Origin of the sequence: Lutibacter sp. A64 (assembly GCF_022429565.1) — a bacterium.
In the GTDB taxonomy this organism is placed as follows: Bacteria; Bacteroidota; Bacteroidia; order Flavobacteriales; family Flavobacteriaceae; genus Lutibacter.
In genome coordinates this window covers 1,515,959-1,537,123 of sequence record NZ_CP092487.1, presented here as the reverse complement: position 1 = coordinate 1,537,123, position 21,165 = coordinate 1,515,959, and the positions used below count along the sequence as shown (strand labels likewise).

Annotated in this window: 20 protein-coding genes; 3 read left to right on the top strand and 17 right to left on the bottom strand. The window is 28.2% G+C overall.

Annotated features, from left to right (window positions below):
• Positions 1-92 precede the first annotated feature (92 nt).
• The 14 genes from MKD41_RS06495 to dnaN all read right to left on the bottom strand — a co-directional run bounded on the left by MKD41_RS06495 (position 93) and on the right by dnaN (position 12,109).
• Positions 93-569, bottom strand: a complete 477-nt coding sequence (locus MKD41_RS06495) for a hypothetical protein (protein ID WP_240244630.1) — start codon at positions 567-569, stop codon at positions 93-95.
• 133 nt (positions 570-702) lie between these two features.
• A complete protein-coding gene (locus MKD41_RS16375) occupies positions 703-834 on the bottom strand; it encodes a hypothetical protein (protein WP_256451673.1) in 132 nt (43 codons plus the stop codon).
• Positions 835-1,274: 440 nt separating this feature from the next.
• Positions 1,275-2,450 carry a THUMP-like domain-containing protein gene (locus MKD41_RS06490; protein WP_240244629.1) on the bottom strand — a complete coding sequence of 392 codons (1,176 nt, stop codon included), beginning with the start codon at positions 2,448-2,450 and terminating at the stop codon, positions 1,275-1,277.
• A 4-nt stretch (positions 2,451-2,454) separates the two neighbouring features.
• A complete protein-coding gene (locus MKD41_RS06485; RefSeq protein ID WP_240244628.1) occupies positions 2,455-3,003 on the bottom strand; it encodes a DUF1697 domain-containing protein in 549 nt (182 codons plus the stop codon).
• 59 nt (positions 3,004-3,062) lie between these two features.
• A complete protein-coding gene (locus MKD41_RS06480; RefSeq protein WP_240244627.1) occupies positions 3,063-4,145 on the bottom strand; it encodes an AI-2E family transporter in 1,083 nt (360 codons plus the stop codon).
• A gap of 17 nt (positions 4,146-4,162) precedes the next feature.
• Positions 4,163-5,860, bottom strand: coding sequence for a gamma-glutamyltransferase (gene ggt / locus MKD41_RS06475; protein WP_240244626.1), 1,698 nt, complete (start codon positions 5,858-5,860; stop codon positions 4,163-4,165).
• Positions 5,857-6,489, bottom strand: a complete 633-nt coding sequence (locus MKD41_RS06470) for an acyl carrier protein phosphodiesterase (protein ID WP_371824288.1) — start codon at positions 6,487-6,489, stop codon at positions 5,857-5,859. The genes ggt and MKD41_RS06470 overlap by 4 nt, the downstream gene beginning before the upstream one ends.
• 69 nt (positions 6,490-6,558) lie before the next feature.
• On the bottom strand, positions 6,559-7,104 hold the full coding sequence (locus MKD41_RS06465) for a hypothetical protein (RefSeq protein WP_240244625.1): 546 nt from the start codon (positions 7,102-7,104) through the stop codon (positions 6,559-6,561).
• Positions 7,105-7,144: 40 nt separating this feature from the next.
• Complete coding sequence (locus tag MKD41_RS06460; RefSeq protein WP_240244624.1) at positions 7,145-8,644, bottom strand: vWA domain-containing protein; 1,500 nt, start codon at positions 8,642-8,644, stop codon at positions 7,145-7,147.
• Positions 8,645-8,713: 69 nt separating this feature from the next.
• On the bottom strand, positions 8,714-8,905 hold the full coding sequence (locus MKD41_RS06455; protein ID WP_240244623.1) for a hypothetical protein: 192 nt from the start codon (positions 8,903-8,905) through the stop codon (positions 8,714-8,716).
• 2 nt (positions 8,906-8,907) lie between these two features.
• Complete coding sequence (locus MKD41_RS06450) at positions 8,908-9,339, bottom strand: hypothetical protein (RefSeq protein ID WP_240244622.1); 432 nt, start codon at positions 9,337-9,339, stop codon at positions 8,908-8,910.
• Positions 9,340-9,362: 23 nt separating this feature from the next.
• Positions 9,363-10,337 carry a sugar phosphate isomerase/epimerase family protein gene (locus MKD41_RS06445; RefSeq protein ID WP_240244621.1) on the bottom strand — a complete coding sequence of 325 codons (975 nt, stop codon included), beginning with the start codon at positions 10,335-10,337 and terminating at the stop codon, positions 9,363-9,365.
• A 195-nt stretch (positions 10,338-10,532) separates the two neighbouring features.
• Positions 10,533-10,859: a DMT family transporter gene (locus tag MKD41_RS06440; RefSeq protein WP_240244620.1), complete on the bottom strand. Its 327-nt coding sequence runs from the start codon at positions 10,857-10,859 to the stop codon at positions 10,533-10,535.
• 131 nt (positions 10,860-10,990) lie between these two features.
• The gene (gene dnaN, locus MKD41_RS06435) at positions 10,991-12,109 is read right to left on the bottom strand and encodes a DNA polymerase III subunit beta (protein ID WP_240244619.1); all 1,119 of its coding nucleotides are present in this window, start codon (positions 12,107-12,109) and stop codon (positions 10,991-10,993) included.
• A 230-nt stretch (positions 12,110-12,339) separates the two neighbouring features.
• Between dnaN and MKD41_RS06430 the strand changes: the two genes are divergently transcribed.
• From MKD41_RS06430 to MKD41_RS06420, 3 genes are all read left to right on the top strand, one after another.
• Complete coding sequence (locus MKD41_RS06430) at positions 12,340-14,856, top strand: PIG-L family deacetylase (RefSeq protein WP_240244618.1); 2,517 nt, start codon at positions 12,340-12,342, stop codon at positions 14,854-14,856.
• Positions 14,857-14,966: 110 nt separating this feature from the next.
• The gene (locus MKD41_RS06425; RefSeq protein ID WP_240244617.1) at positions 14,967-16,649 is read left to right on the top strand and encodes a sodium:solute symporter; all 1,683 of its coding nucleotides are present in this window, start codon (positions 14,967-14,969) and stop codon (positions 16,647-16,649) included.
• A gap of 399 nt (positions 16,650-17,048) precedes the next feature.
• The gene (locus tag MKD41_RS06420) at positions 17,049-17,891 is read left to right on the top strand and encodes a hypothetical protein (RefSeq protein WP_240244616.1); all 843 of its coding nucleotides are present in this window, start codon (positions 17,049-17,051) and stop codon (positions 17,889-17,891) included.
• 55 nt (positions 17,892-17,946) lie between these two features.
• On the opposite strand, the gene MKD41_RS06415 is transcribed toward MKD41_RS06420, so the two are convergent.
• The 3 genes from MKD41_RS06415 to MKD41_RS06405 are packed head-to-tail and all read right to left on the bottom strand — an operon-like array spanning position 17,947 to position 21,043.
• Positions 17,947-18,768 (bottom strand): phosphodiester glycosidase family protein, encoded by an 822-nt coding sequence (locus MKD41_RS06415; protein WP_240244615.1) that lies wholly within the window; start codon positions 18,766-18,768, stop codon positions 17,947-17,949.
• Between the two features lie 34 nt (positions 18,769-18,802).
• Positions 18,803-19,837, bottom strand: coding sequence for a serine hydrolase domain-containing protein (locus MKD41_RS06410; RefSeq protein WP_240244614.1), 1,035 nt, complete (start codon positions 19,835-19,837; stop codon positions 18,803-18,805).
• A gap of 18 nt (positions 19,838-19,855) precedes the next feature.
• Entirely contained in the window at positions 19,856-21,043 is a 1,188-nt protein-coding gene (locus tag MKD41_RS06405) for a hypothetical protein (protein ID WP_240244613.1), read from the bottom strand.
• Between the last annotated feature and the right edge of the window lie 122 nt (positions 21,044-21,165).

Genomic DNA, 21,165 nt, shown 5'->3' with positions numbered 1-21,165 from the left:
TTTAAAAAAAAATAAATTTAGTGATCTGTTCAGTGGGGGATGTGTGAATTGTATTTTTAAATTAAAACTTATAATGTAACACCTTATAAGTTTTAATTTATTTTTTGGGGGTTTTTCATGTTTTCTTCCATTTCTTTTTTTAGATCTACAGCGTGTATGTAAATAGACATTTTACTTCTAAGAAAGTATAAAACTGTCATAATAATTACTGCAATTGGAACGGTGTAGATAAATTCTACTTCATCAACAAATTCTTCACTATCGTTTACAACAGCTATAAGTTGAAATAAATAAACCGAAATAGGGATAATTAGCGAATGTACCCACCAATGTTTATTTGTAATAAACCAAATTATTAATAGTAAGAATGGTACAAATTTACCTAAAAAAGTATATATAAAAGATTGAACACTAATGTAATAACCTCCTTTTAAAGTTCCAAAAAAAGTTTCATAAGTTTCTAATTCGTCAGGGATTACTCTATAGATATATAAAAGATATGGGGTGGAAATTATTAATAAGATTATAATACTTCCAAGAAATAATGATCTTCTTTTTCTGTTTTTCATTAATAAATCTACCTAAAGTGAGTTGCAATCAAATTTATATAAAATAAATGAAGAATAAAAATAAAGAAAACAACAAAACACAATACTTGTATTGTGTTTTGTTGTTTTCTAGTAAAAATATTATGTAAAATAATTACCCTTGTCTTGGTATTATTATTTTGTCTTTTCTAATAGCTTGATTATCTGTTGATGTATTACTTAATGCAATTGCTGTAAAAAATCCTGCTACAAGTAACAATCCGAAAATTAATTTTATTTTTCTCATTTTAATAAGGGTTTTAATGAATTAGTAAGATGTTTCAAATGTAGTGATATTTTGAATATAAGCAAAAAAAATCCGACTTTATTTTTAAAAATTTTTAAAAATAATGCGAATGAAATCAATTTCCCTATATTTTAAAGGGTTTACCTCTAATTTATAAAGAGAAAATTGCTTTAAGTTTTAAGTGTTAAAACTTCTATGTTGGAGATTTTTTAAATAAAATAGTTGTCAACATATCCTCTCCGTAAAAAATATGTAACCTAAATACTATTTTAAAAATACAAAGTTAGCTATATTATTAAGATGTTCAAAGTATTCTAAAAAATAAGTGTTTTATTGTTTTAGATGTATTGTTTTCTTTATTTTAAGTAAATGTTTGCTATTTATTTACTTAGAGAGCTTATAAGTTAGTTTTTTTTAAATTTTAAAAAGAAGTTATTCATTTAAACTTTACGGCAAATTAAAATTATTTTATTGTTATTTAAGTCTGTTGTAAAAAATAAGTATTGATTTCCTCCATCTTTTAAACCTGTTTTTTTTCTAATTTGAGCCACTGATTCTGGAAAGTTACGGATGGTGATATTAGCTTTTTTAGAAGGAATTAATTTTTTTAACTGTTTTTTGTCATAAGAAATACAGTGCATAATTTCAAAACTTCGTCCTGGGAAATCTATTAATTTATCTGAAGTATATAGATGTGAATGTTGATGTAGCTTATCTATTTTTAATTGTGCAGAAACTTGGTTAAATGCACCTGATTTTAATATAGCAGCATTTGGTTCAAAAATATATTTTTTAGGTTTAGAATACGTAGCAAAAAAATCTTCATCTAAGTTAAAATTAAATAATTGTTCTTTATTTTTATTAAAATTAATTGTTTTGATAAAAACTGCTTTTGTGTAGTTTTTCTTTAGAATAAATAATAATTCTTTAACTTCATTTTCAACAGCAATTATATGTATTTCTTTTACAAATTTTAATTCGTTTATAGCGCTTGTAATATCTAGAATAGGCGATATTTTAAGGAGAATATTTGAAGTTTTTTTAAATAAAAGATCTAGATTTTCTGGAATATTTGGTAAGCAATCGTTTAATAAAAACACTTTACCTTTAGCTTCATTTCTTCTAGAAGGATCTGCGTATATCCAACCGAATTTGTTAGTTGTGTTTTCTAAAAAAGCAATGCCATCTCCTATATGTGTACGTATGTTTTTTACATTTAATTGTGTGTAATTGTGTGCTGTAATTGCTGATAATTTAGCATTTAATTCACAATGTGTGATGGTATTAATATTTCTAGAGAAATAATAACAATCTATACCAAAACCACCTGTAATGTCAATTAAACTGTCGCCTTCAACTAAATTGGATTTATAATTTGCAGTAACTTCAGATGATGTTTGTTCAATATTTAACTTATTAGGATAGTAAATATTAGAGGTTGAAAACCAATTCGGTATTTTTTTCTGACAGCGTTTTTTTGCTTCAATTTGGCTTGCAATTTCTTGGATTGAAACGCCTTCAAAAGGGCTTCCTTTTAAAACTAATTTTGTTAAATCTGAATTTATATTTTTTGTAATAAATTCTTGTACTTCAGTATTTAAAATGACTTTATTCAAATTGTTAATTGCTTAGTTCAACCAGTTTGGTTATTGTGTTCCAATTTCTTGTAGTGGCATCGGTATTTAATTTTTTTTCGAACATATTGTTGCTTAATTTGGTTTTTCCATATCCATTTGGACAATATAAATAAATTGTATTTTCAATTTGTTCAAACTCATCATCTATTGCATTTATATCTATTTGTAAGTGTTCTTCAATTGTTCCTAAATTAAAATTTTTATGTAAGAGTGTAACATGTAATTTTGAAATATCTAAATCTGGATTCTTAATAAGGAACGGATTAGAATTAAAGATAGCTAACAGTTCTTTTTTAGTTAATAGTATAACTTTTATTGTATAGCCAAAATGTTTTAAAATTGCTGAAACTATTGTGTCTTCAATAATTATAGACTCTTTAATGTTTGAATTAAAAATGATGTTTCCACTTTGTTTGTAAGTGACAACATCTTGATAGCCTAAATCAGTAAATACAGTTTTTAATTCATTCATTTTAATGTTATTCTTACCAGAAACATTTATACCTCTTAAAAGTGTGATGTAAGTTGTCATAATTTATTATTTTATGCATTTAATTGAAGTAGCTAAATTAGTTCATCAAAATAATTTAATTACAAATCCTTAGTTAAGGATTTCACAATTTTATTATCGGCTAAAAATGCTTTTAAAATAACTTTAATTGCAGTGTATGTTGGTATGGCAACAATCATTCCTGTAACACCAAATAAAATTCCTGCAATCATAATTATTAAAAATATTTCTAAAGGATGCGATTTTACACTGTTAGAAAATATAAGAGGCTGACTTAAAAAATTATCTATTAATTGAGCAATTACATAGCCAATCATTACATAAATGGTAGTTGGTAAAATTACAGTTTGAAAATCTTCACCTAAATTACTGCTCATAGATAAAAACAGCATTAACACACCACCAACTAGAGGTCCTATGTATGGAATTAAATTTAGCAATGCACATAAAAATGCTATAACTATGGCATTTTCTATACCAAAAATAAGTAAAGTTATGGTGTAAATTACAAACAGTATACTAATTTGAAAAACCAAGCCAATAAAGTATCTAGATAATAAATGATTTATGGTTGCTAAAGATTTTTTTAATTTATTTTCGCTTTTATCACTTACCAAAACATAGATTGAGCTTTCCATAATTTGGGTGTCTTTCATTAAGAAAAAAGTAATAAAAAGTACTGAAAATAAGCCGATGCTTAAATTTCCAACCGTACCAATTACAGAATTCAATAAATTTGGTATTGCTGTAATATTTTTAAATAAATCTGCGTGTTTTAATTCATCTAAAACATTTACACCTTTTGCTAAAAAATAATCGTTTATTTGAATTATTAAATCTTGAATATTTGTTTGAAGTTGATCTATATTTAATAGAGATAAATTTTGACCTTGTTCAATAATTAAAGGGATAAACATTGAAATTAAACCCAAAAAAATTCCAATAAAAAATAACATTGTAAAAATTACAGCTAAGGTATTTGGAAATTTTAACTTTTGTTTTAAAAACAATATTATTGGACTTGCGATTAGTGCTATAACTGAAGAAATTGCAATATAAACTAAAATAGATTGTACTCTATATAAAAAATAAAGTAATAAAGTAATGCCAATTAGTATGGCAATTGCTTTTAATATTCCTTTTGTAATTGTATTTGAATTCATTTAATGTATTTTAAAATTTAAAATCCAGCAGCTTTATCATCTCCTCTTGGATCTTCGCCTCCTTCTAATTTTCCATTTGCTAGCACTAATATAGCATCTACTTTACCAATTATCAAAGATTCTCGTTCTAATAATTTGTAACCTAAATTTTGTAAATTAGTTTTTGTAATACTATCAAAACCTTTTGGCTCCATTCTAATATTGTCTGGCAACCATTGGTGATGAAACCTAGAGGCATTAACAGATTCTTGCATTCCCATATTAAATTCGGTAACATTTAAAATATTTTGTAATACTGAAGTTATTATTGTAGAGCCTCCAGGGCTGCCAACTACCATTTTTAGTTTTCCGTTTTGCGAAACAATAGTAGGTGTCATAGAACTTAACATACGTTTTTCAGGCTCAATAGAATTTGCTTCAGAACCAACTAAACCATAAGTGTTTGGTGTGCCTGGTTTTGCACTAAAATCGTCCATTTCATTATTTAAAAAGAAACCGCCATTTTTCACATATACTTTTGATCCATAAGCTGTATTTAAAGTTGTGGTTACTGCAACAGCATTTCCAAATTTATCAACAATAGAGTAGTGGGTGGTTTCTTCACTTTCATATCCATTTAATTTTCCGTGAGAGATTTCAGAAGATTCTGTAGCTTTTTCCCAAGAAAAACTTTCCATTCTATGGTTAATATAGTTGGTATTTAATAAACTATCAATAGCAACAGAAACAAAGTCTGGATCACCCAAATAGTGTGCTCTATCTGCATAAGCACGTCGTTCTGCTTCGGTTAATAATTGAATGTATTTTGTAGAATTATGTTCAAATTCATCTAAATTATAAGGTTCAATAGCTTTTAATATTTGTGCTAAGCAAATTCCGCCACTAGAAGGAAGTGTCATAGAAGTAATTTGTAAATCTTTATAATTAAAAGTTATTGGAGTACGCCATTTAGCTTCGTATTTTTCTAAATCTTCCATTGAAATAATTCCACCTAATTCATGAATGTAATTAACAATATGTTCGGCAGTTTTTCCTTGGTAAAATTCATCTTTACCATTTATTTTAATACGCTCTAAAGTATTGGCTAATTCAGTAAATTTTAAAGTGTCTCCAGCTTTCCAGATTGTATCTAAATAAATAGTATAATTATTGGCTTTTTTGAATCTAGTACGACTGTTATTTAAATTGTTTGCTTGATATTCTGTAACAATAATTCCATTTTTAGCCAAATCAATAGCGGGTTGAATCAATATTTCTATAGGAAGTGAACCAAATTTTTTATGAGCCTCAAAAATACCTGCAATGGTTCCAGGAATACCAACCGCCATTGCACCTAAAGTGCTTTTATTTTTAATAAAATCGCCATTTTTAGTTAAATACATATCTTTTGAAGCCAATAAAGGGGCTTTTTCACGATAGTCTAAAGCGCCTGTTTCTCCATTATTTAATCTGTATACCATAAATCCGCCGCCGCCGATATTTCCTGCAATAGGAAAAGAAACCGATAGAGCAAGTTCGGTAGCAACCATGGCATCAAAGGCATTTCCGCCTTTTTTTAGTATTGCAACTCCAATTTTTGAAGCTTCTTCACGTGCAGAAACAACCATTGCACTGTCTGCAATTAAGCCTGTAATTTTTGAAGGAGCGTTTACTGGTTTTGGTTTACATTGAATGAGTAAAATACTTAAAAGTAAGATTGAAATTAATGTTCTCATTTTGTTAAAAGATAAGTTGTTTTTTCAGTTGTAAAATCCATTAGTTCTTTAAAATATGCAGTAAAATCAGCTTCAAATTCTAAGTAATGTAATTTTAAATCTTCAGTGGCTAAATCCATTTTAGAAATACCTTTTGTACGTTTGTTCATTCCTTTTAAAACACGGTCAATTCCTTCTATTGAAGCATAATTTACTAACCAGTTGTATTGAATCATGTTTGGTAATAAATGCTGAAGTTCTTCTGGAAAAGTAGCTATATTTTCATTTAAAAAGGAATAGACGTTTTCGGCGTAAAGTTCTAATGGAATTTCAGAATAATTAGACCAGTTTTTTGCCAAATAATGGTCGTATAAAATATCGATGATTACGCCATTATAATGTCTGTAACGTTTGTTTAATCGGCGCATACTCTTTTTAACTATTGGATGCGTATCTGTAAAAGTGTCTATTTCTCGATGTAATAAAATACCAACTTTAATTTCGTGAGGGTATTTTTTATAATCTTTGCCTTTAATAGCATCTGAAATAAAGTTTCCAATTAAAATGTTTTTATTGTTTTTGGAAAGGTATAAATGTGCTAAAAAGTTCATTGATTTATTTTGTAACAATGATACAAAAAAATCTGCCATTGGCAGATTTTAAAGTTTGATATTCTAACTAAAAAGTTTGAAATATTTAAATGAAACGGTTTTTTATACCTAATCTTTCCAATTAAAAGCACTAATTCTTACACCGGTAAAGCAATCATCCATACAATTATTTGGAACATAACCACAAAGTTCAAGAATGCCATTTTCAGTAGTTTCGAAATAAATAGTGTTACTTTTTTTATCGACTGTTAAATATTCTTCAGCACAAATATCATAGATTTCATCAATGGTAAGTAGGCTTGCTCCGTAATCGTGAGAACCTAAGTCTTCTGTAGTTTCGGTATAAGAATCAATATTAATTTTATCACCATTTGATGTGTCTATTTGGTATCTTTGGTATGTTCGTGAAATGATAATACCATTTTCTATTTCTAATGTAGTGGCACTTCCATATCCGGCCCAAGAACCAGTGGAAGTTTCATAAGTATATGAATTTTCATGACTGCTTTTTAGTTGGTGCCAAGTGTTTAAACTTTGATTATAGCTATAGTTGTTTTCTCCTTTTATTTCAAAAATATTGTCTTCCTTTTCACAAGAAATAAAGGTTATTGCTAGAAGAATTATGATGTTTATTTTTTTGTAGATTTTTTTCATTATAATATTTTTAATCATAGAATAAGTAGGAATGACACATTTAATTTAATCCTTTTGCTATTTCAATCAATTCTTTAAATTCAGCTTTAAAACCGTATTCATCGTTTAAGTTTGTAGCATTCAACCATTCTAAAATAGTATCATAATTACTAGTTCCTTTGTATTCTGAATCTGAAAGTAACATAGAAAATGATACCACACTCGATGTGAATTTCATAAAATCGCTTGCTTGATTAAATGTTTTTCCTTGGTCAAATATTTCTAATTCTATTGGAATACTAACATCAGCATCTGGGTTTTTATACCTAAAATCTATTGTAAATGTTGGAGTAGCTTGTGTGTTCTCATTATTTTTTGGAACAATTTCATACAAGGCAGTAACATTTTGGTTTGCTCCAATTTCACCAGCATCTTTTTTATCATCTTCAAAATCTTCATCATTTAAAATCCTGTTTTCATAACCGATTAAACGGTATGCTTCAACATTGTTTGGGTTAAATTCAACCTGAATTTTAACGTCTTTTGCAACAGTATAAAACTTGCTATAATCGTAAATAAAGACTTTTTTTAGTTGTTCAATAGTATCAATATATTCGTAAGTTCCGTTTCCGTTATTAGCAATTTGTTCTAAAGCAGCATCGTTTAAGTTACCACTTCCAACACCTAAAACAGTAATGTAGATACCTAATTCTCTTTTTTCTTCAATTAGTGTAACAAGCTCTTCTTGACTGGAAGCGCCCACATTAAAATCGCCATCTGTACCAATAACTATTCTATTATTCCCGTTTTCTATAAATTGTTGTTGTGCAATTTCATAAGCTGTAATAATGCCTTCTGCACCGGCAGTACTTCCACCAGCACCTAATTTATTTATTGCGTCTTTAATTTTTTGTTTTTCGTTTCCAGCGGTAGCTTCTAAAACTACACCAGCCGAACCGGCATAAGTAACAATAGCAACGTTATCGTTAGCTGTTAAGCCATCAACAAAATAGTTGAAGCCATTTTTTAATAAATCTAATTTATCTTCACTTGCCATAGAACCTGAAACGTCTATTAAAAAAACAAAATTAGAAGCGGGTTTGTTTTCTGAAGTAATTGGTTTTCCTTTAAGACCAATTCTAACCAATTTATTAGAAGTATTCCAAGGGCATTCACTTACTTCTCCGTTTAAAGTAATTGGATGTGAAGTATTGTTTGAAGGGTAATCTAATTGAAAATAATTTATTAATTCTTCAGTTCTAATTGCACCATTTGGCGGTAATGCTAAATCTTGTTGTAAATACCTACGCATATTTGCATAAGCAGCGCCGTCGGCATCGGTTGAAAATGTTGAAGTTGTATTATCTGCGGTGTTTATAAACGGATTTTCAGTATACTCATTGTATTGATCTCCGGTAGGAATATATCCTTCACCATAATCTACATAATAATTTTCGCTACTACTATCTAATGTGCTGTCTGAAATTTCACAAGAAATAAATGCAAAGCTTATTAAAAATAATAAGTTAAATTTTAAAGCAGGTTTTAGGAAACGTTTCATATTGATATTTAATTAGTTCAATTATATATTTTCAATACGAAATATTAATACAGAACGCTACATTAAGTTTTATTTATTTTTTTTCTTATTACTATAAAAAGCTAATATTCCCATAAAAAGACCAAAAAACACTAGATTGATTATAAATTTTAATAGTCTAAAATCTTGCTCATTGGAATAATCATATCCAGCCATAAGTAGCGCATATATAAACCCTGCTAATAAGCCAGATTTAATGATTGAATTTGTTTGAGTTTTCATAATTATGTACTAAAAGGATTATTATCTTTTTCGTGAATTGTTAAATACTTATTTCTACCAATAGTTATATAATAAAGAGGAAATAGAAACCCGATTCCTGCTAAAAGTATAAAGGAATTAGCTTCAATTTTAAATACGTATTTTATTAAAAAAAATAACGACATAACTCCTAAGGCAACGGGCATAATAATATTTCCATATTTAAATCCGGCTATTTCAATTTCCATAGATTTATTTTCAAGAAAATTTATATTTTTTGTTGGGCTTTTACACCAATCTATTTTTCCATTAATTTTATGAGTTCCAGCTGTAACATCAAATTCTTTAGTTTCTCCATTGGCAATTGTTCCTATTTTTTTACCATCTAGATAAATGCCATAATTTCTTGCCATATTATTCCATTCATTATTTCTAATAATAATTAATTTCGCCATTTTTTATAGGGTTTAGCCATTTTTTATTGAGTATTTACTTCATTCCAAATTTTTCTAATAAAAGTAACATCTTTTTTTAGTCTTTTTAATACTTCTAGTTTATTAATAGTTGGAACTTTACCTTTTTCTGCACCTCCTAAATCATATTCTGCGTGTAAGGAAATAGGTACATTAATTTGGTGTTTTTTTAGTAATGAAAAATAGTAATGAAAGTCTATCATTCCTTCACCTAATGGACAGAATGCAGGTCTCCATTTTCCATTTATATTTTTCCATTTGTAATCTTTAATTGCTAAAGTATTTATATGTGGTTTAATTAAATCGAATCCGATTTCCCAATTTTTACCACCTTCAATAGATGCATGTGCAATGTCGTATTGAACACCCAAATTTGTTGGTAAAATACCAGCTAATACTTGTTGTAATCCCCAAATTGAAGATCCGATAAAATGCCCAGAATGATTTTGATAAGCTCCGCTAATTCCAGTTTTATGGTTGAGTTCAGCTAAATTATTCAGTTTGGTTTTTGCCTTGTCTAAATTTTCTGTGACAGGAAAATTACGATCATACCTTAACCAGTCTGACCGATAAAATTGATAACCTTGTTCTTTAGCAGTTTCCAATACCAAAATTTGAGTAGCATCTTTTGGTGAAATTACTTTTGTAGTTATCATTTTAGGTATTAAGCCATATAATTTCATTTGTTCGGTTGCCTTTGGAAGGTCTTCTAGAACATTTTCTGGAAGCACATGTCCATTTGGTCTTACGGTAAGGTCAATGCCATCAAAACCAATCTCTTTAACGGCTTTGCATAAATCTTTATAGTCTAAAAACTGTAAACATTTAGAAAAAACATGTAGTTCAAGGTTGTTGTTTGATATTTCTTTCGGTGAAAATAAATTACTCGAAGTTAAATTTAGAGGGACTAACAAAGTTCCACTAGCCAGGGCAGTTTTAGTCATAAAATCTCTTCTGTTTAGTAGTGAAAGTTTTATCATTGTAGAAATTAATATTGATAATTAAATCACTAATTTAATGAATTACTTGTTCTTATTTATATTGAAATAAAAAAAATAGATTTTTAAAGATGTAGCTAAAAGTTCTTGATATAGTTTTTATCCATTTCATTTTAAAAAACTACTAGAAGAGACATGTTTTATATTTTTTTAAATAAGGTATGTTTAAACAATCAATTAATGAGAAACAACTTTTAGTCCAACTATTGAAATTATTAAAGTTGTAATAAAAAACAATCTCCAAAAAGTAGCAGGTTCTTTAAATAGAAAAATTCCGACTAATACTGTTCCAACAGCACCAACTCCTGTCCATACGGCATAAGCAGTTCCAATAGGTAGTTGTTGGGTTACTTTAACAAGTAAAAGCATGCTTATAGATAAGCAGATTAAAAACCCAATATACCAATATGTGGTTATAATACCTGTTGATTCTTTGGCTTTTCCAAGGCAAGCAGCAAATGCAACTTCAAAAAGACCTGCTATAATTAATAAAATCCAATTCATTTATATTAAATTGTTTTGTGGCTATATTTTAATTTAAAACGTAAAAATAGTTTTACCAAAATTATGAATTTATTACATAAAAAAGCCACAACTTAAAAGTTATGGCTATAATTTTATAATTAAAAATAGTTCTAACTATTTAACATTACAGGCATTACTAACATAGTAATAAATTCACCTTCTTCAACACCATCAATAGGCGTTAAAATACCGGCTCTGTTTGGTAAACTCATTTCAATTAAAATGTCGTTAGAGCTTAAATTGCTTAACATTTCAGTTAAAAAACGAGAGTTAAAACCAATTTGCATATCGTCTCCTTGGTATTCACAAACTAAACGTTCTTCGGCTTTGTTAGAGTAATCTATATCTTCAGCAGAAATATTTAATTCTGTTCCTGCCATTTTAAGTCTAATTTGGTGCGTAGTTTTACTAGAGAAAATAGAAACACGTTTTACTGAATTTAAAAAAGTACCTCTATCTACAGTAAGTTTGTTTGGATTTTCTTTTGGAATTACGGCATCGTAATTTGGATATTTTCCATCAATTAATCTACACACTAAAACTACATTGTCGAATGTAAATTTTGCGTTAGAATCGTTGTATTCAATAGTTACATCATTGTCTACCGTTCCTAAAATTCCTTTTAATAAATTTAAAGGTTTTTTTGGCATTATAAATTCGGCAGTGTCATTTGCAGTAACATCTGTTCTAGAATATTTAACTAATTTATGTGCGTCTGTTGCAACAAAAGTTAAGCTTTCTGCACTAAATTGAAAAAATACACCACTCATTACAGGTCTTAAATCATCATTACCAGCAGCAAAAATTGTTTTAGAAATTGCTGTTGCTAATATGTTTCCTGGAATTACTGTGCTACTAGGAGATTGTATTGAAACAGCCTTAGGAAACTCGTTTCCATCAAAATAAGCCATATCATATTTACCGTGACTAGAACTAATTTCTATGGAATTATTTTCTTCTGTTTTAAATGTTAATGGCTGATTTGGAAATGTTTTTAAAGTATCCAACAATAAACGTGCAGAAACAGCTACTGATCCTTCAGAATCTGATTCAACATCAATAGTTGTACTCATTGTTGTTTCTAAATCCGAAGCAGAAATTGTTAACTCATTTTTATTCAATTCGAATAAGAAGTTATCTAAAATAGGTAAAGTATTACTACTATTAATTACACCACCTAAAACTGAAAGTTGTTTTAATAATTGGCTACTTGATACTATAAATTTCATTTAAGATTATTTTAATGAATAAGTTACAAATATATTCTAAATATATTGTTATAAAAATATTATTTATTAACAGTTAAAAAGTTGAAAAAAGTTTTAAAACTAAGATTAATAGTGAGTTATAAAAACAGTTTTTAAAAAAGTTATAATTATGTTAATATAGTGACTATTAAACCTGATGCTATTATTTAAATTTTATATTTGTTTCCACTACTAAATTAATGAAATTTTTTATGAATAAAATTACAATTTTCTTTTTATTATCTATTTTATCTTCAACATTAGTATTTTCTCAAGCACCCAAAAAACCAACATCTGGAGATATTTACGAATCTATTCAAAAGTTAAATTTTTTAGGTACAGTTTTATATGTTGCAGCACACCCAGATGATGAAAATACACGGTTAATATCTTATTTTGCAAATGATGTAAAAGCAAGAACGGCTTATTTAAGTTTAACAAGAGGAGATGGCGGCCAAAATTTAATTGGTCCTGAAATTAGAGAATTGTTAGGTGTAATTAGAACCCAAGAATTATTAGCTGCTAGAAAAATTGATGGTGGAGAACAGTTTTTTACAAGAGCAAACGATTTTGGTTATTCTAAACATCCAGATGAAACCTTAGAAATTTGGAATGAAGAAGAGGTTTTAAAAGACGTTGTTGCAGTTATTAGAAAATTTAAGCCTGATGTAATTGTAAATAGATTTAATCATACAACACCTGGAACAACTCACGGACATCATACAGCTTCAGCAATGTTAAGTGTAAATGCCTTTGATTTAGCTGCTGATAAAAATTATAAAACACATTTAAAAAATGATGAAGTTTGGCAAACAAAAAGGATGTTTTATAATACTTCTTGGTGGTTTTATGGAAGTCAAGAAAATTTTGAAAAAGCAGATAAAACTAATTTAATAGATGTAGAAATTGGTACATATTATCAACAAAAAGGCTTGTCTAATAGCGAAATTGCGTCATTAAGTAGAAGTCAACATCAATCTCAAGGTTTTGGAAATACCGGTTCTCGTGGTGATTTAACCGAATATTTAGAGTTTATAAAAGGTGATTTTCCTAAAAACAAAAATGTTTTTGATGGAATTGATACAACTTGGAATCGCCTAAAAGGAGGTAAACAAATTGCTAAAATTTTAACTGATGTTGAAAAAAATTACGACTTTAAAAATCCTGCTGCAAGTATTCCTCAATTAGTTGCGGCTTATAAATTAATTCAGAATTTAGAAGATGCTTATTGGAAAGAATTAAAAACCGATGAGATAAAAAATATTATTGCTGCTTGTTCTGGTTTGTATTTAGAAGCTGTTGCAGATAATTCAATAACAACTAAAACATCTAAAAACACCATTACTATTGAAGCGATAAATAGAAGTAATTCTAATATTAATTTAAAATCAGTAACTATTCAACCTTTAAATATTGTTGAAAATACAGCTGTTGCATTAACAAATAATACTTCACATAAATTTTCTGTTGATGTAGAGGTTTCTTCAGAAGTGAATAACACGTTTCCGTATTGGCTTCACACAAAAGGAACAATGGGAATGTATGAAGTGTCAAATAAAGAGTTGATAAGTTTGCCGGAAACTCCAAGAGAAATTAAAGCTGAGTTTTTGTTAGATTTTAATGGAATTACTATACCTTTTACTAAAGACGTTGTTTATAAATACAACGATCCGGTTAAAGGTGAAGTTTACCAACCGTTTGAAGTATTGCCAGAAGTTTCAGCAGCATTTACTGAAAAGGTACATATTTTTGCAGATGGTGCTTCACAAAAAATAGCAATAAAAGTTAAAGCTCTAAAAGCTAATTTAAAAGGAAATTTAAGCTTAAATATTCCTGAAGGCTGGAATGTTTCACCAACAAATTTCGATTTTAATTTAACACAAAAAGGAGCAGAGCAAAGCTTCCAGTTTAATGTGAGTCCGCCTAAAAATCAATCCGAAGGTTTTATTGCATCAATTATTAAAATTGACGGAAAAACGTATACAGATGAATTGGTTGAAGTTGATTATAATCACATTCCATTTCAATCCGTAGTAATGCCATCAGAAGCAAAAGTAGTGCGTTTAAATATTGAGAAGAAAGGTCAGGTTATTGGTTATATTCAAGGAGCTGGAGATGTTATTCCAACAAGTTTGCGTCAAATTGGTTATACAGTTGTAGAATTGAATGAAGATGAAGTAACACCAGAAAAATTACAAAATTTTGATGCTGTTGTTTTAGGAATTAGAACTTACAATACAAGTGATAGAGCTAAGTTTTATCAAGATAATTTACATAATTATGTAAAAAATGGTGGGACTTTAATTGTGCAATACAATACCAATAGAGGATTAAAAGTAGCTAAGGTTGCTCCATATCCATTAAGTCTTTCAAGAGATAGAGTTACAGATGAAAACTCTGAAGTACGTATTTTAAAAGCAAATCACGAATTGTTAAATTATCCCAATAAAATTTCAAAAGAAGATTTTAATGGTTGGGTACAAGAAAGAGGTTTGTATTTTCCAAATGAATGGGATTCAAACTATGAAGCAATTTTAAGTATGAACGATAAAAATGAAACTCCAAAAAATGGAAGTTTACTAGTGGCAAAATACGGAGAAGGTAATTTTATTTACACGGGTTTGAGCTTTTTTAGAGAATTGCCAGCAGGTGTTTCTGGAGCTTATAAATTGTTTGCAAATATGCTTTCAATTGGGAAAAATAACGTCGAAAAACCGTTAAAAAACTAACCATGGAACAACCTAAATATATTTGGAAAAAAGAATATACTGCTGTGTTGGTTGCTAATGCAGTTTACATTGTATTATTTTATATAATAATGAAATTCTTTTCGTAAACTATGGAACAATTAGACTGGATTATACTTATTGGAACCTTGTTATTTATTGTTTCTTACGGTGCTTATAAAACTAAAGGGAGTAAAAATGTAACAGATTATATTAAGGGTGGAAGTGAAGCTAAATGGTGGACAATCGGTTTGTCTGTTATGGCAACACAAGCTAGTGCAATAACATTTTTATCAACTCCTGGGCAAGCTTTTCATAGCGGAATGGGCTTTGTGCAATTCTACTTCGGATTGCCAATTGCAATGGTGGTTATTTGTTTGGTATTTATTCCTATTTACCATCGTTTAAAAGTTTTTACTGCCTATGAATTTTTAGAAAAAAGATTCGATTTAAAAACTAGAAGTTTAGCAGCAATTCTATTTTTAGTTCAGAGAGGTTTGGCGGCAGGGATTACTATTTTTGCACCAGCAATTATTTTATCAGCGGTGTTAGGCTGGGATTTAACCACGTTAAATATTATAATTGGTATATTGGTTATAATTTATACTGTAACTGGTGGAACAAAGGCAGTAAGTGTTACTCAAAAGCAACAAATGGCTGTAATTTTTGGAGGAATGTTTATCGCTTTTTATTTAATAGTAAGTTATTTACCTGCTGATATTTCATTCTCTAAAGCTTTAAAAATCGCTGGTGCAAGTGGTAAAATGGAAGTGCTAGATTTCTCTTTTAACTTAGATAATCGTTATACTTTTTGGAGTGGAATTATTGGAGGAACATTTTTAGCATTGTCTTATTTTGGTACAGATCAAAGTCAAGTACAACGTTATTTGTCTGGTAAATCTATGAAAGAAATGCAATTAGGACTTATTTTTAACGGTTTGTTAAAAGTGCCAATGCAGTTTTTTATATTGTTGGTTGGTGTTATGGTTTTTGTGTTTTATCAGTTTAATGCTTCGCCTTTAAATTTTAATCCGGCAGCTACAGAAATTGTTAAAAATTCTGAACATGCAGAAGAATATTTAGCATTAGAAAATAAGCACAAAGAAATAGAAGTTTTAAAATCTGAAGCAAATTTAAATTACGGGGAAGATTTAAATAATGAAGCTTTACTTGCTGAAATTCAAAAGTTAAATACTTTAGAAATTGAAAATAGAACTGAAGCAAAAGAGTTGATTAAAAAAGCAGATAGTAATGCAGAAACCAACGATAAAGATTATGTTTTTATTCATTTTATTTTAAATAATTTGCCACGAGGTTTAATAGGTTTGTTGTTAGCTGTTATTTTATCTGCAGCAATGTCTAGTACAGCTTCAGAATTAAATGCATTGGCAAGTACAACTGCAATGGATTTATTTAAGCGCAATGTAAAAGGTGAAAAATCTGAGCGTTACTTTGTAAACGCATCTAAGTGGTTTACATTAGCTTGGGGAATTATGGCAATATTAGTTGCCTGTTTCGCTAGTTTATTCGATAATTTAATTCAATTGGTAAATATTATAGGCTCAATTTTTTATGGCAATGTTTTAGGTATATTTTTATTAGCATTTTTTATAAAGTTTGTTAAAGGAAATGCAGTTTTTGTAGCTGCTATTATTACTCAAGCAATTGTTATTATTGGTTGGTGGCTCGATTGGATGCCGTATTTATGGCTTAATTTGTTTGGGTGTGCATTGGTAATAGGAATTGCTATTTTATTGCAAGCTTTTATTAAAAATACAGATTTAGAAACTGTTTAACTAAAGTGTTTTAAGCTTAATCTTAAAGTGTATAAAAGTTAATTAACACGTTGAGTATTTTGAAGAAAAAACCACATTATTTCGAGTGAGTTTTAAGCATTTTTTTTGCTTAATTTAATTGTGATTAATAGTTCTCGATATAATTTTTTTTCATTTTTTTTGAAAAATTACTCGAACTGATTTTTTTTAATATTGAAGCGTAAAAGGTTTTATAATTTGTTATGGGTTTAAATAATGAATAAATATTTATTGAAATACGTGTTTGAATTCTACCCGTTATTTAGTTAAAAGTTCAGTTATAAATGGTATATAGTTTCAGCTTAAATCTTATCAAAATAAATTTGTGCATTCACAATATAGAATTATTATTACATTTTTAAATTAAATATATTTTTATAAATGAACCCCTTAAAAAAGTATCTGTTTCTTGGTTTAATAATTACACTAATTTTTTTCGCTGCTTGTACTTCTGATGCAAAAGATGATGAACTTATAGAAGAAGTTACAGTAGAAAAAATAGCAATTACTAGTTTTGATATGTTATCAAAAAAGCATTCGTTTTCTGTAATTGCAGCAAACATTCAAGCGGTAGATTCGTTGGTTATTTGTTTGTTTCCATCGGTTGTGGAGTATTCAAAAATAAATCCAACTATAACATTTGAAGGTGCAAATATTGAATATAGAATCAATAATGGAATTTTTAATACATATACAACAAATGTTGGTGCTTTTATAGATTTTAGCTATCCAAACACAGTTGATTTTAAAGTTACAAATTCAGATGGTTCAGATTCTAAAATTTATAGAATAATTGTAGATACAGAACAGCCAATTTTATTTAGTAATTCTGAAATTAGCATACCAGATTTACCAATAAATACAAATTATAATGGTTTAGAAATTGATACATGGAAAAACGTTGGAAATTATCCTATACGACTTACATTAAGAACTACTGAATTTAAAGATGTTGTAATGCCAGAAACAGCAGGAAGTAATATTTTTAGTACTACTTTAACCAAAGAATCTGATATGATTTATCCAAATGAAGAGGGAGAAATTAATGTGTTTACGTCTAATGCTTCTGTAACAGGATTGTATTCTACTACAGCGTTATTTAATCTCTATTTTAATGAAAATTTAGGATATATAGTTTATGATGATGTTAGTACAAGTAAGTATGTTAAAAATATTGGTTACAAACAGGCAGAATTAAAATTGAAAGGAAATTTAATTGATTAGGATTTTTTTACAATTTTAGATACTGAAATTACCAATTTTAATATTTGGTTTTACATTATTTTACTTTTTCTAGTATTAATAAAGCATTAGCTACTGGTCTTTCACCTGTTATATCACTAGGAAAATTAACAATCCCTTTATCTTGAATCCACATAGTTGTTGACCCACCACCATCTAGGTTAATAGCATTTATACAATTTAAAGATTTTAGAAAATCTTGAGTTTCCATTAAGTTCATTCCGTGTGCTTCTTTTTGACGTCCATCAATAGTGATTAAGATTACAGATTCTTCGGTTTTACACAAGCAAGTTCTTGGATGTCTGTTATTTACAAATTTCATGTTTGGTAACTTTAAGGTTTCTGAATTTGATAAAAGTAACGGTCCAGTAATTAATACTGCAGATTCTTGTTTTGAAGCTTCATAAAAAAGATCTGAATTGGCAGGTTGTATTTTAATGTCAAAATTGTTTTCAATAATAATAGCTCCATTCATTAATTTATTTTTTGGATTGCTTGTTTTGTTAATAACAGTATCATTTACTTCAAAATAAGTAACACTTCCACCATTTTTCATATTAAAAAAACCTCCATTTATAGCTGCAATAGCGTTGTTGTTTTTGGCAATTGTGCTTGTTTGTACTAATTTTGTATGGTTATAGCCAAAAGCTAAGTTGTATTTGTTAGCTGCTTTTTTTTGCAATACTAAAAGACTTATTGTTTGATTGCTGTTAAAGAGAGTATCTGTTTTTATTTGAATAAATTCTAAGGCTTCATCTATAGATTTTTTTTGACTGTTTAATTCTTTTTTTTGCTGACTATAAGTAATAAAAACAGTAAAAATAATCAGTAAAATTGAAAGATGGTTTTTATGTTGCATTTTTTAGAGCTTTATTTAATAAACGTTGAGCCAATTATTTAGTATCTTTTTTTAGGATTTTTACAATCCGATTGTTTATAATTTCCGATACATTCCACAAGTACAATTTAGAATCTGTTGTGCTATAAAATTCAATAATAACAGCATCAATATCTTTATGGTATTTTGCAAAACTTTGGTAGCCAGGAACCCAACCTGCATGTTCATACTTATAAATAGAAGAATATATTTCTTGTTCTCCTGGCTCAAATAAACTGCCAGTATTTAATGCTCTTAAAAAAGTACCTACATCTTCTGCTGTAGCTAGCATACCGTGTTCATCTTCCTTTAAATCAAAAGGGTGGTTTTGGTGGTAGCCACTCATTACATTATCTATATTCACTTTATCTAAAGAACTAAAGGTGTTGTTAAGATTTAGAGGGGTTAAAATTTTTTCTTGAATAAATCGAAAGTTTTCATAACCTAGTTCGTTATCCATTATTTTGTTAATTAAAAGATAATTGGTGTTGCAATATTCGTAATCTTGTCCTGGTTTAAAATTTGATGGCTTGTTTAAAATTAAAGCTAAACTTTCTTCATAAGTTTCTGTTGGGGTTGCCCAAAAATTTGGAGTGTCTGTAAAATTAGGAATGCCACTTCTGTGTTGTAGCATTAATCTTAAGGTGATTTTTTCAGCATTTTCAATTTTTCCAACAAGTTCTGGTAGGTAATCTGCAATAGTTTTATCTAGAGAAAGGCGTTTTTCACCTACCAATTTTGTTACTGCAACAGCATCATATAATTTGCTAATGCTTGCAATTTTAAATAGTGCATTTGGTTTTGCAGGAATCTTTAACTCTCTATTGTGCCAGCCAGCAGTATAATATTGAGAAGGTTTGCTTTTTTGGTCTACATAAACAATCATTCCATCAAAGCCATGACCAATGGCTTCGTCTAACTGTTCTTGAACTGTATTAGGCAATGGAAGTATCCAAGCCTTTACTAAAAGCCAGGGCACAAAGAACATAGAAACAATTGTACCAACTAAAAGTATAATTCTTATTATTAGTGTTTTGTTTTTTTTATTCATAATTGTGTGTCTAGTATTTTATTTGTCTAGGTATTTATCTCTACTTCCTATTAAATACTCAAAATTTTGATATTTTCTAATTCTTTTAGTTGTCCATTCATTTAATACTTTTTCTCTAAAATTTTGGTCTTTAAGTTTTTCTAGTAGTGTAGTATTTTCAAAATACTCTAATTGAATTGTAAGTCTTCTAAAGAATTCTTTTTCAAAATCTTTTGAGATAAGACCGTTAAAATAGTCTACTAAATTGTGCTCTTCTATAGTTTTATAAAAAACAAATCCGTCAAAAACATTTTTATATTTCAATTTGTTTTTAACTTCTTGTAAATCGAAACTATCGTTTCCAAAATACGAATTATTAAAATCAAAACCAATATTATCAATATTCATAAACTTAAAAGCTGCATCCCATTTTCCATCTTTAATTAGCTTATAATTCCACCCTTTTTCGCTTTTATAAAAAATAGGGCGGTTAGATAAAATACTTACAGCCTTTTCTCCAAAATAATCAGACAGGTATTTCCCTGCATTTTTAACAATTGTATTGTCAGGTGTAATTGTATGTATTTTATAAGCGTGTCTAATATTTAAAATAATGAGTGCTTTTTTGTTATTTTTAGCTTTTATTTTTTCGTATTGGTTAATTATATTATATGCTATAATACTATCTCTTGGTTCAATTTCAATCTCATATTCTCGAGTGTAGTCTTCAACTGTTTTTATCTGATTCCAATCAAATTCAGAATCGGAAGGATACAGTGAAATTTGATTTTTAGAGGTATTATTAATATTGTAAATAGTTCTTAAAAAATAATAATATGGAAATCTTTCCCAAACAGGGTAGAAGGAAGCGTTTTGTTGAAATTCATTTAACTTTTTATCTACATAAAGACTGTCTAATCTACGTGTTTTTAGAAATTTAGTTATTTCTGGCTGAAGATTTATTACTCCAATTTCAGTAAAAACATTTTTTACATGCTTTTTAAAATAATTGTCAGATAAAATTTCTTTTATCAATTCGTATTGCGAAATATCACTGTGGTCTCTTTCACATAAAATTACAATATCGTGTTCTTTAAATTGTTGTATAATGTAATCTTTAGCGGTAGTTTTTTCTATGTTTTTTAAAGATTGAACATAAGGTTTAATTTCAGCGTTTTGAGAATAACAATAAAAAGGAAATAGCATTATTAATAATAGGTTCCTCATTATTTTTAGTTAGTTTCTAAGGTTTCGAATACTGGATTTGTATAACCAAAGTTCTGTTTTTTTGTCATAATTTACGTTTATAAAACTACGATAATTAATTATTAAGAAACATATTATGTTAC

Excerpts from the sequence above, each read along its gene's own strand:
- MKD41_RS06410 (WP_240244614.1), bottom strand. The coding sequence starts at position 19,837 with ATGAATAAAAAAAACAAAACACTAATAATAAGAATTATACTTTTAGTT.
- MKD41_RS06445 (WP_240244621.1), bottom strand. The coding sequence starts at position 10,337 with ATGATAAAACTTTCACTACTAAACAGAAGAGATTTTATGACTAAAACT.
- MKD41_RS06450 (WP_240244622.1), bottom strand. The coding sequence starts at position 9,339 with ATGGCGAAATTAATTATTATTAGAAATAATGAATGGAATAATATGGCA.
- MKD41_RS06480 (WP_240244627.1), bottom strand. The coding sequence starts at position 4,145 with ATGAATTCAAATACAATTACAAAAGGAATATTAAAAGCAATTGCCATA.
- MKD41_RS06470 (WP_371824288.1), bottom strand. The coding sequence starts at position 6,489 with ATGGCAGATTTTTTTGTATCATTGTTACAAAATAAATCAATGAACTTT.
- MKD41_RS06440 (WP_240244620.1), bottom strand. The coding sequence starts at position 10,859 with ATGAATTGGATTTTATTAATTATAGCAGGTCTTTTTGAAGTTGCATTT.
- MKD41_RS06460 (WP_240244624.1), bottom strand. The coding sequence starts at position 8,644 with ATGAAACGTTTCCTAAAACCTGCTTTAAAATTTAACTTATTATTTTTA.
- MKD41_RS06455 (WP_240244623.1), bottom strand. The coding sequence starts at position 8,905 with ATGAAAACTCAAACAAATTCAATCATTAAATCTGGCTTATTAGCAGGG.
- MKD41_RS06425 (WP_240244617.1), top strand. The coding sequence starts at position 14,967 with ATGGAACAATTAGACTGGATTATACTTATTGGAACCTTGTTATTTATT.
- MKD41_RS06420 (WP_240244616.1), top strand. The coding sequence starts at position 17,049 with ATGAACCCCTTAAAAAAGTATCTGTTTCTTGGTTTAATAATTACACTA.
- MKD41_RS06495 (WP_240244630.1), bottom strand. The coding sequence starts at position 569 with ATGAAAAACAGAAAAAGAAGATCATTATTTCTTGGAAGTATTATAATC.
- MKD41_RS16375 (WP_256451673.1), bottom strand. The coding sequence starts at position 834 with ATGAGAAAAATAAAATTAATTTTCGGATTGTTACTTGTAGCAGGATTT.
- dnaN (WP_240244619.1), bottom strand. The coding sequence starts at position 12,109 with ATGAAATTTATAGTATCAAGTAGCCAATTATTAAAACAACTTTCAGTT.
- MKD41_RS06485 (WP_240244628.1), bottom strand. The coding sequence starts at position 3,003 with ATGACAACTTACATCACACTTTTAAGAGGTATAAATGTTTCTGGTAAG.
- ggt (WP_240244626.1), bottom strand. The coding sequence starts at position 5,860 with ATGAGAACATTAATTTCAATCTTACTTTTAAGTATTTTACTCATTCAA.
- MKD41_RS06465 (WP_240244625.1), bottom strand. The coding sequence starts at position 7,104 with ATGAAAAAAATCTACAAAAAAATAAACATCATAATTCTTCTAGCAATA.
- MKD41_RS06430 (WP_240244618.1), top strand. The coding sequence starts at position 12,340 with ATGAATAAAATTACAATTTTCTTTTTATTATCTATTTTATCTTCAACA.
- MKD41_RS06415 (WP_240244615.1), bottom strand. The coding sequence starts at position 18,768 with ATGCAACATAAAAACCATCTTTCAATTTTACTGATTATTTTTACTGTT.
- MKD41_RS06405 (WP_240244613.1), bottom strand. The coding sequence starts at position 21,043 with ATGAGGAACCTATTATTAATAATGCTATTTCCTTTTTATTGTTATTCT.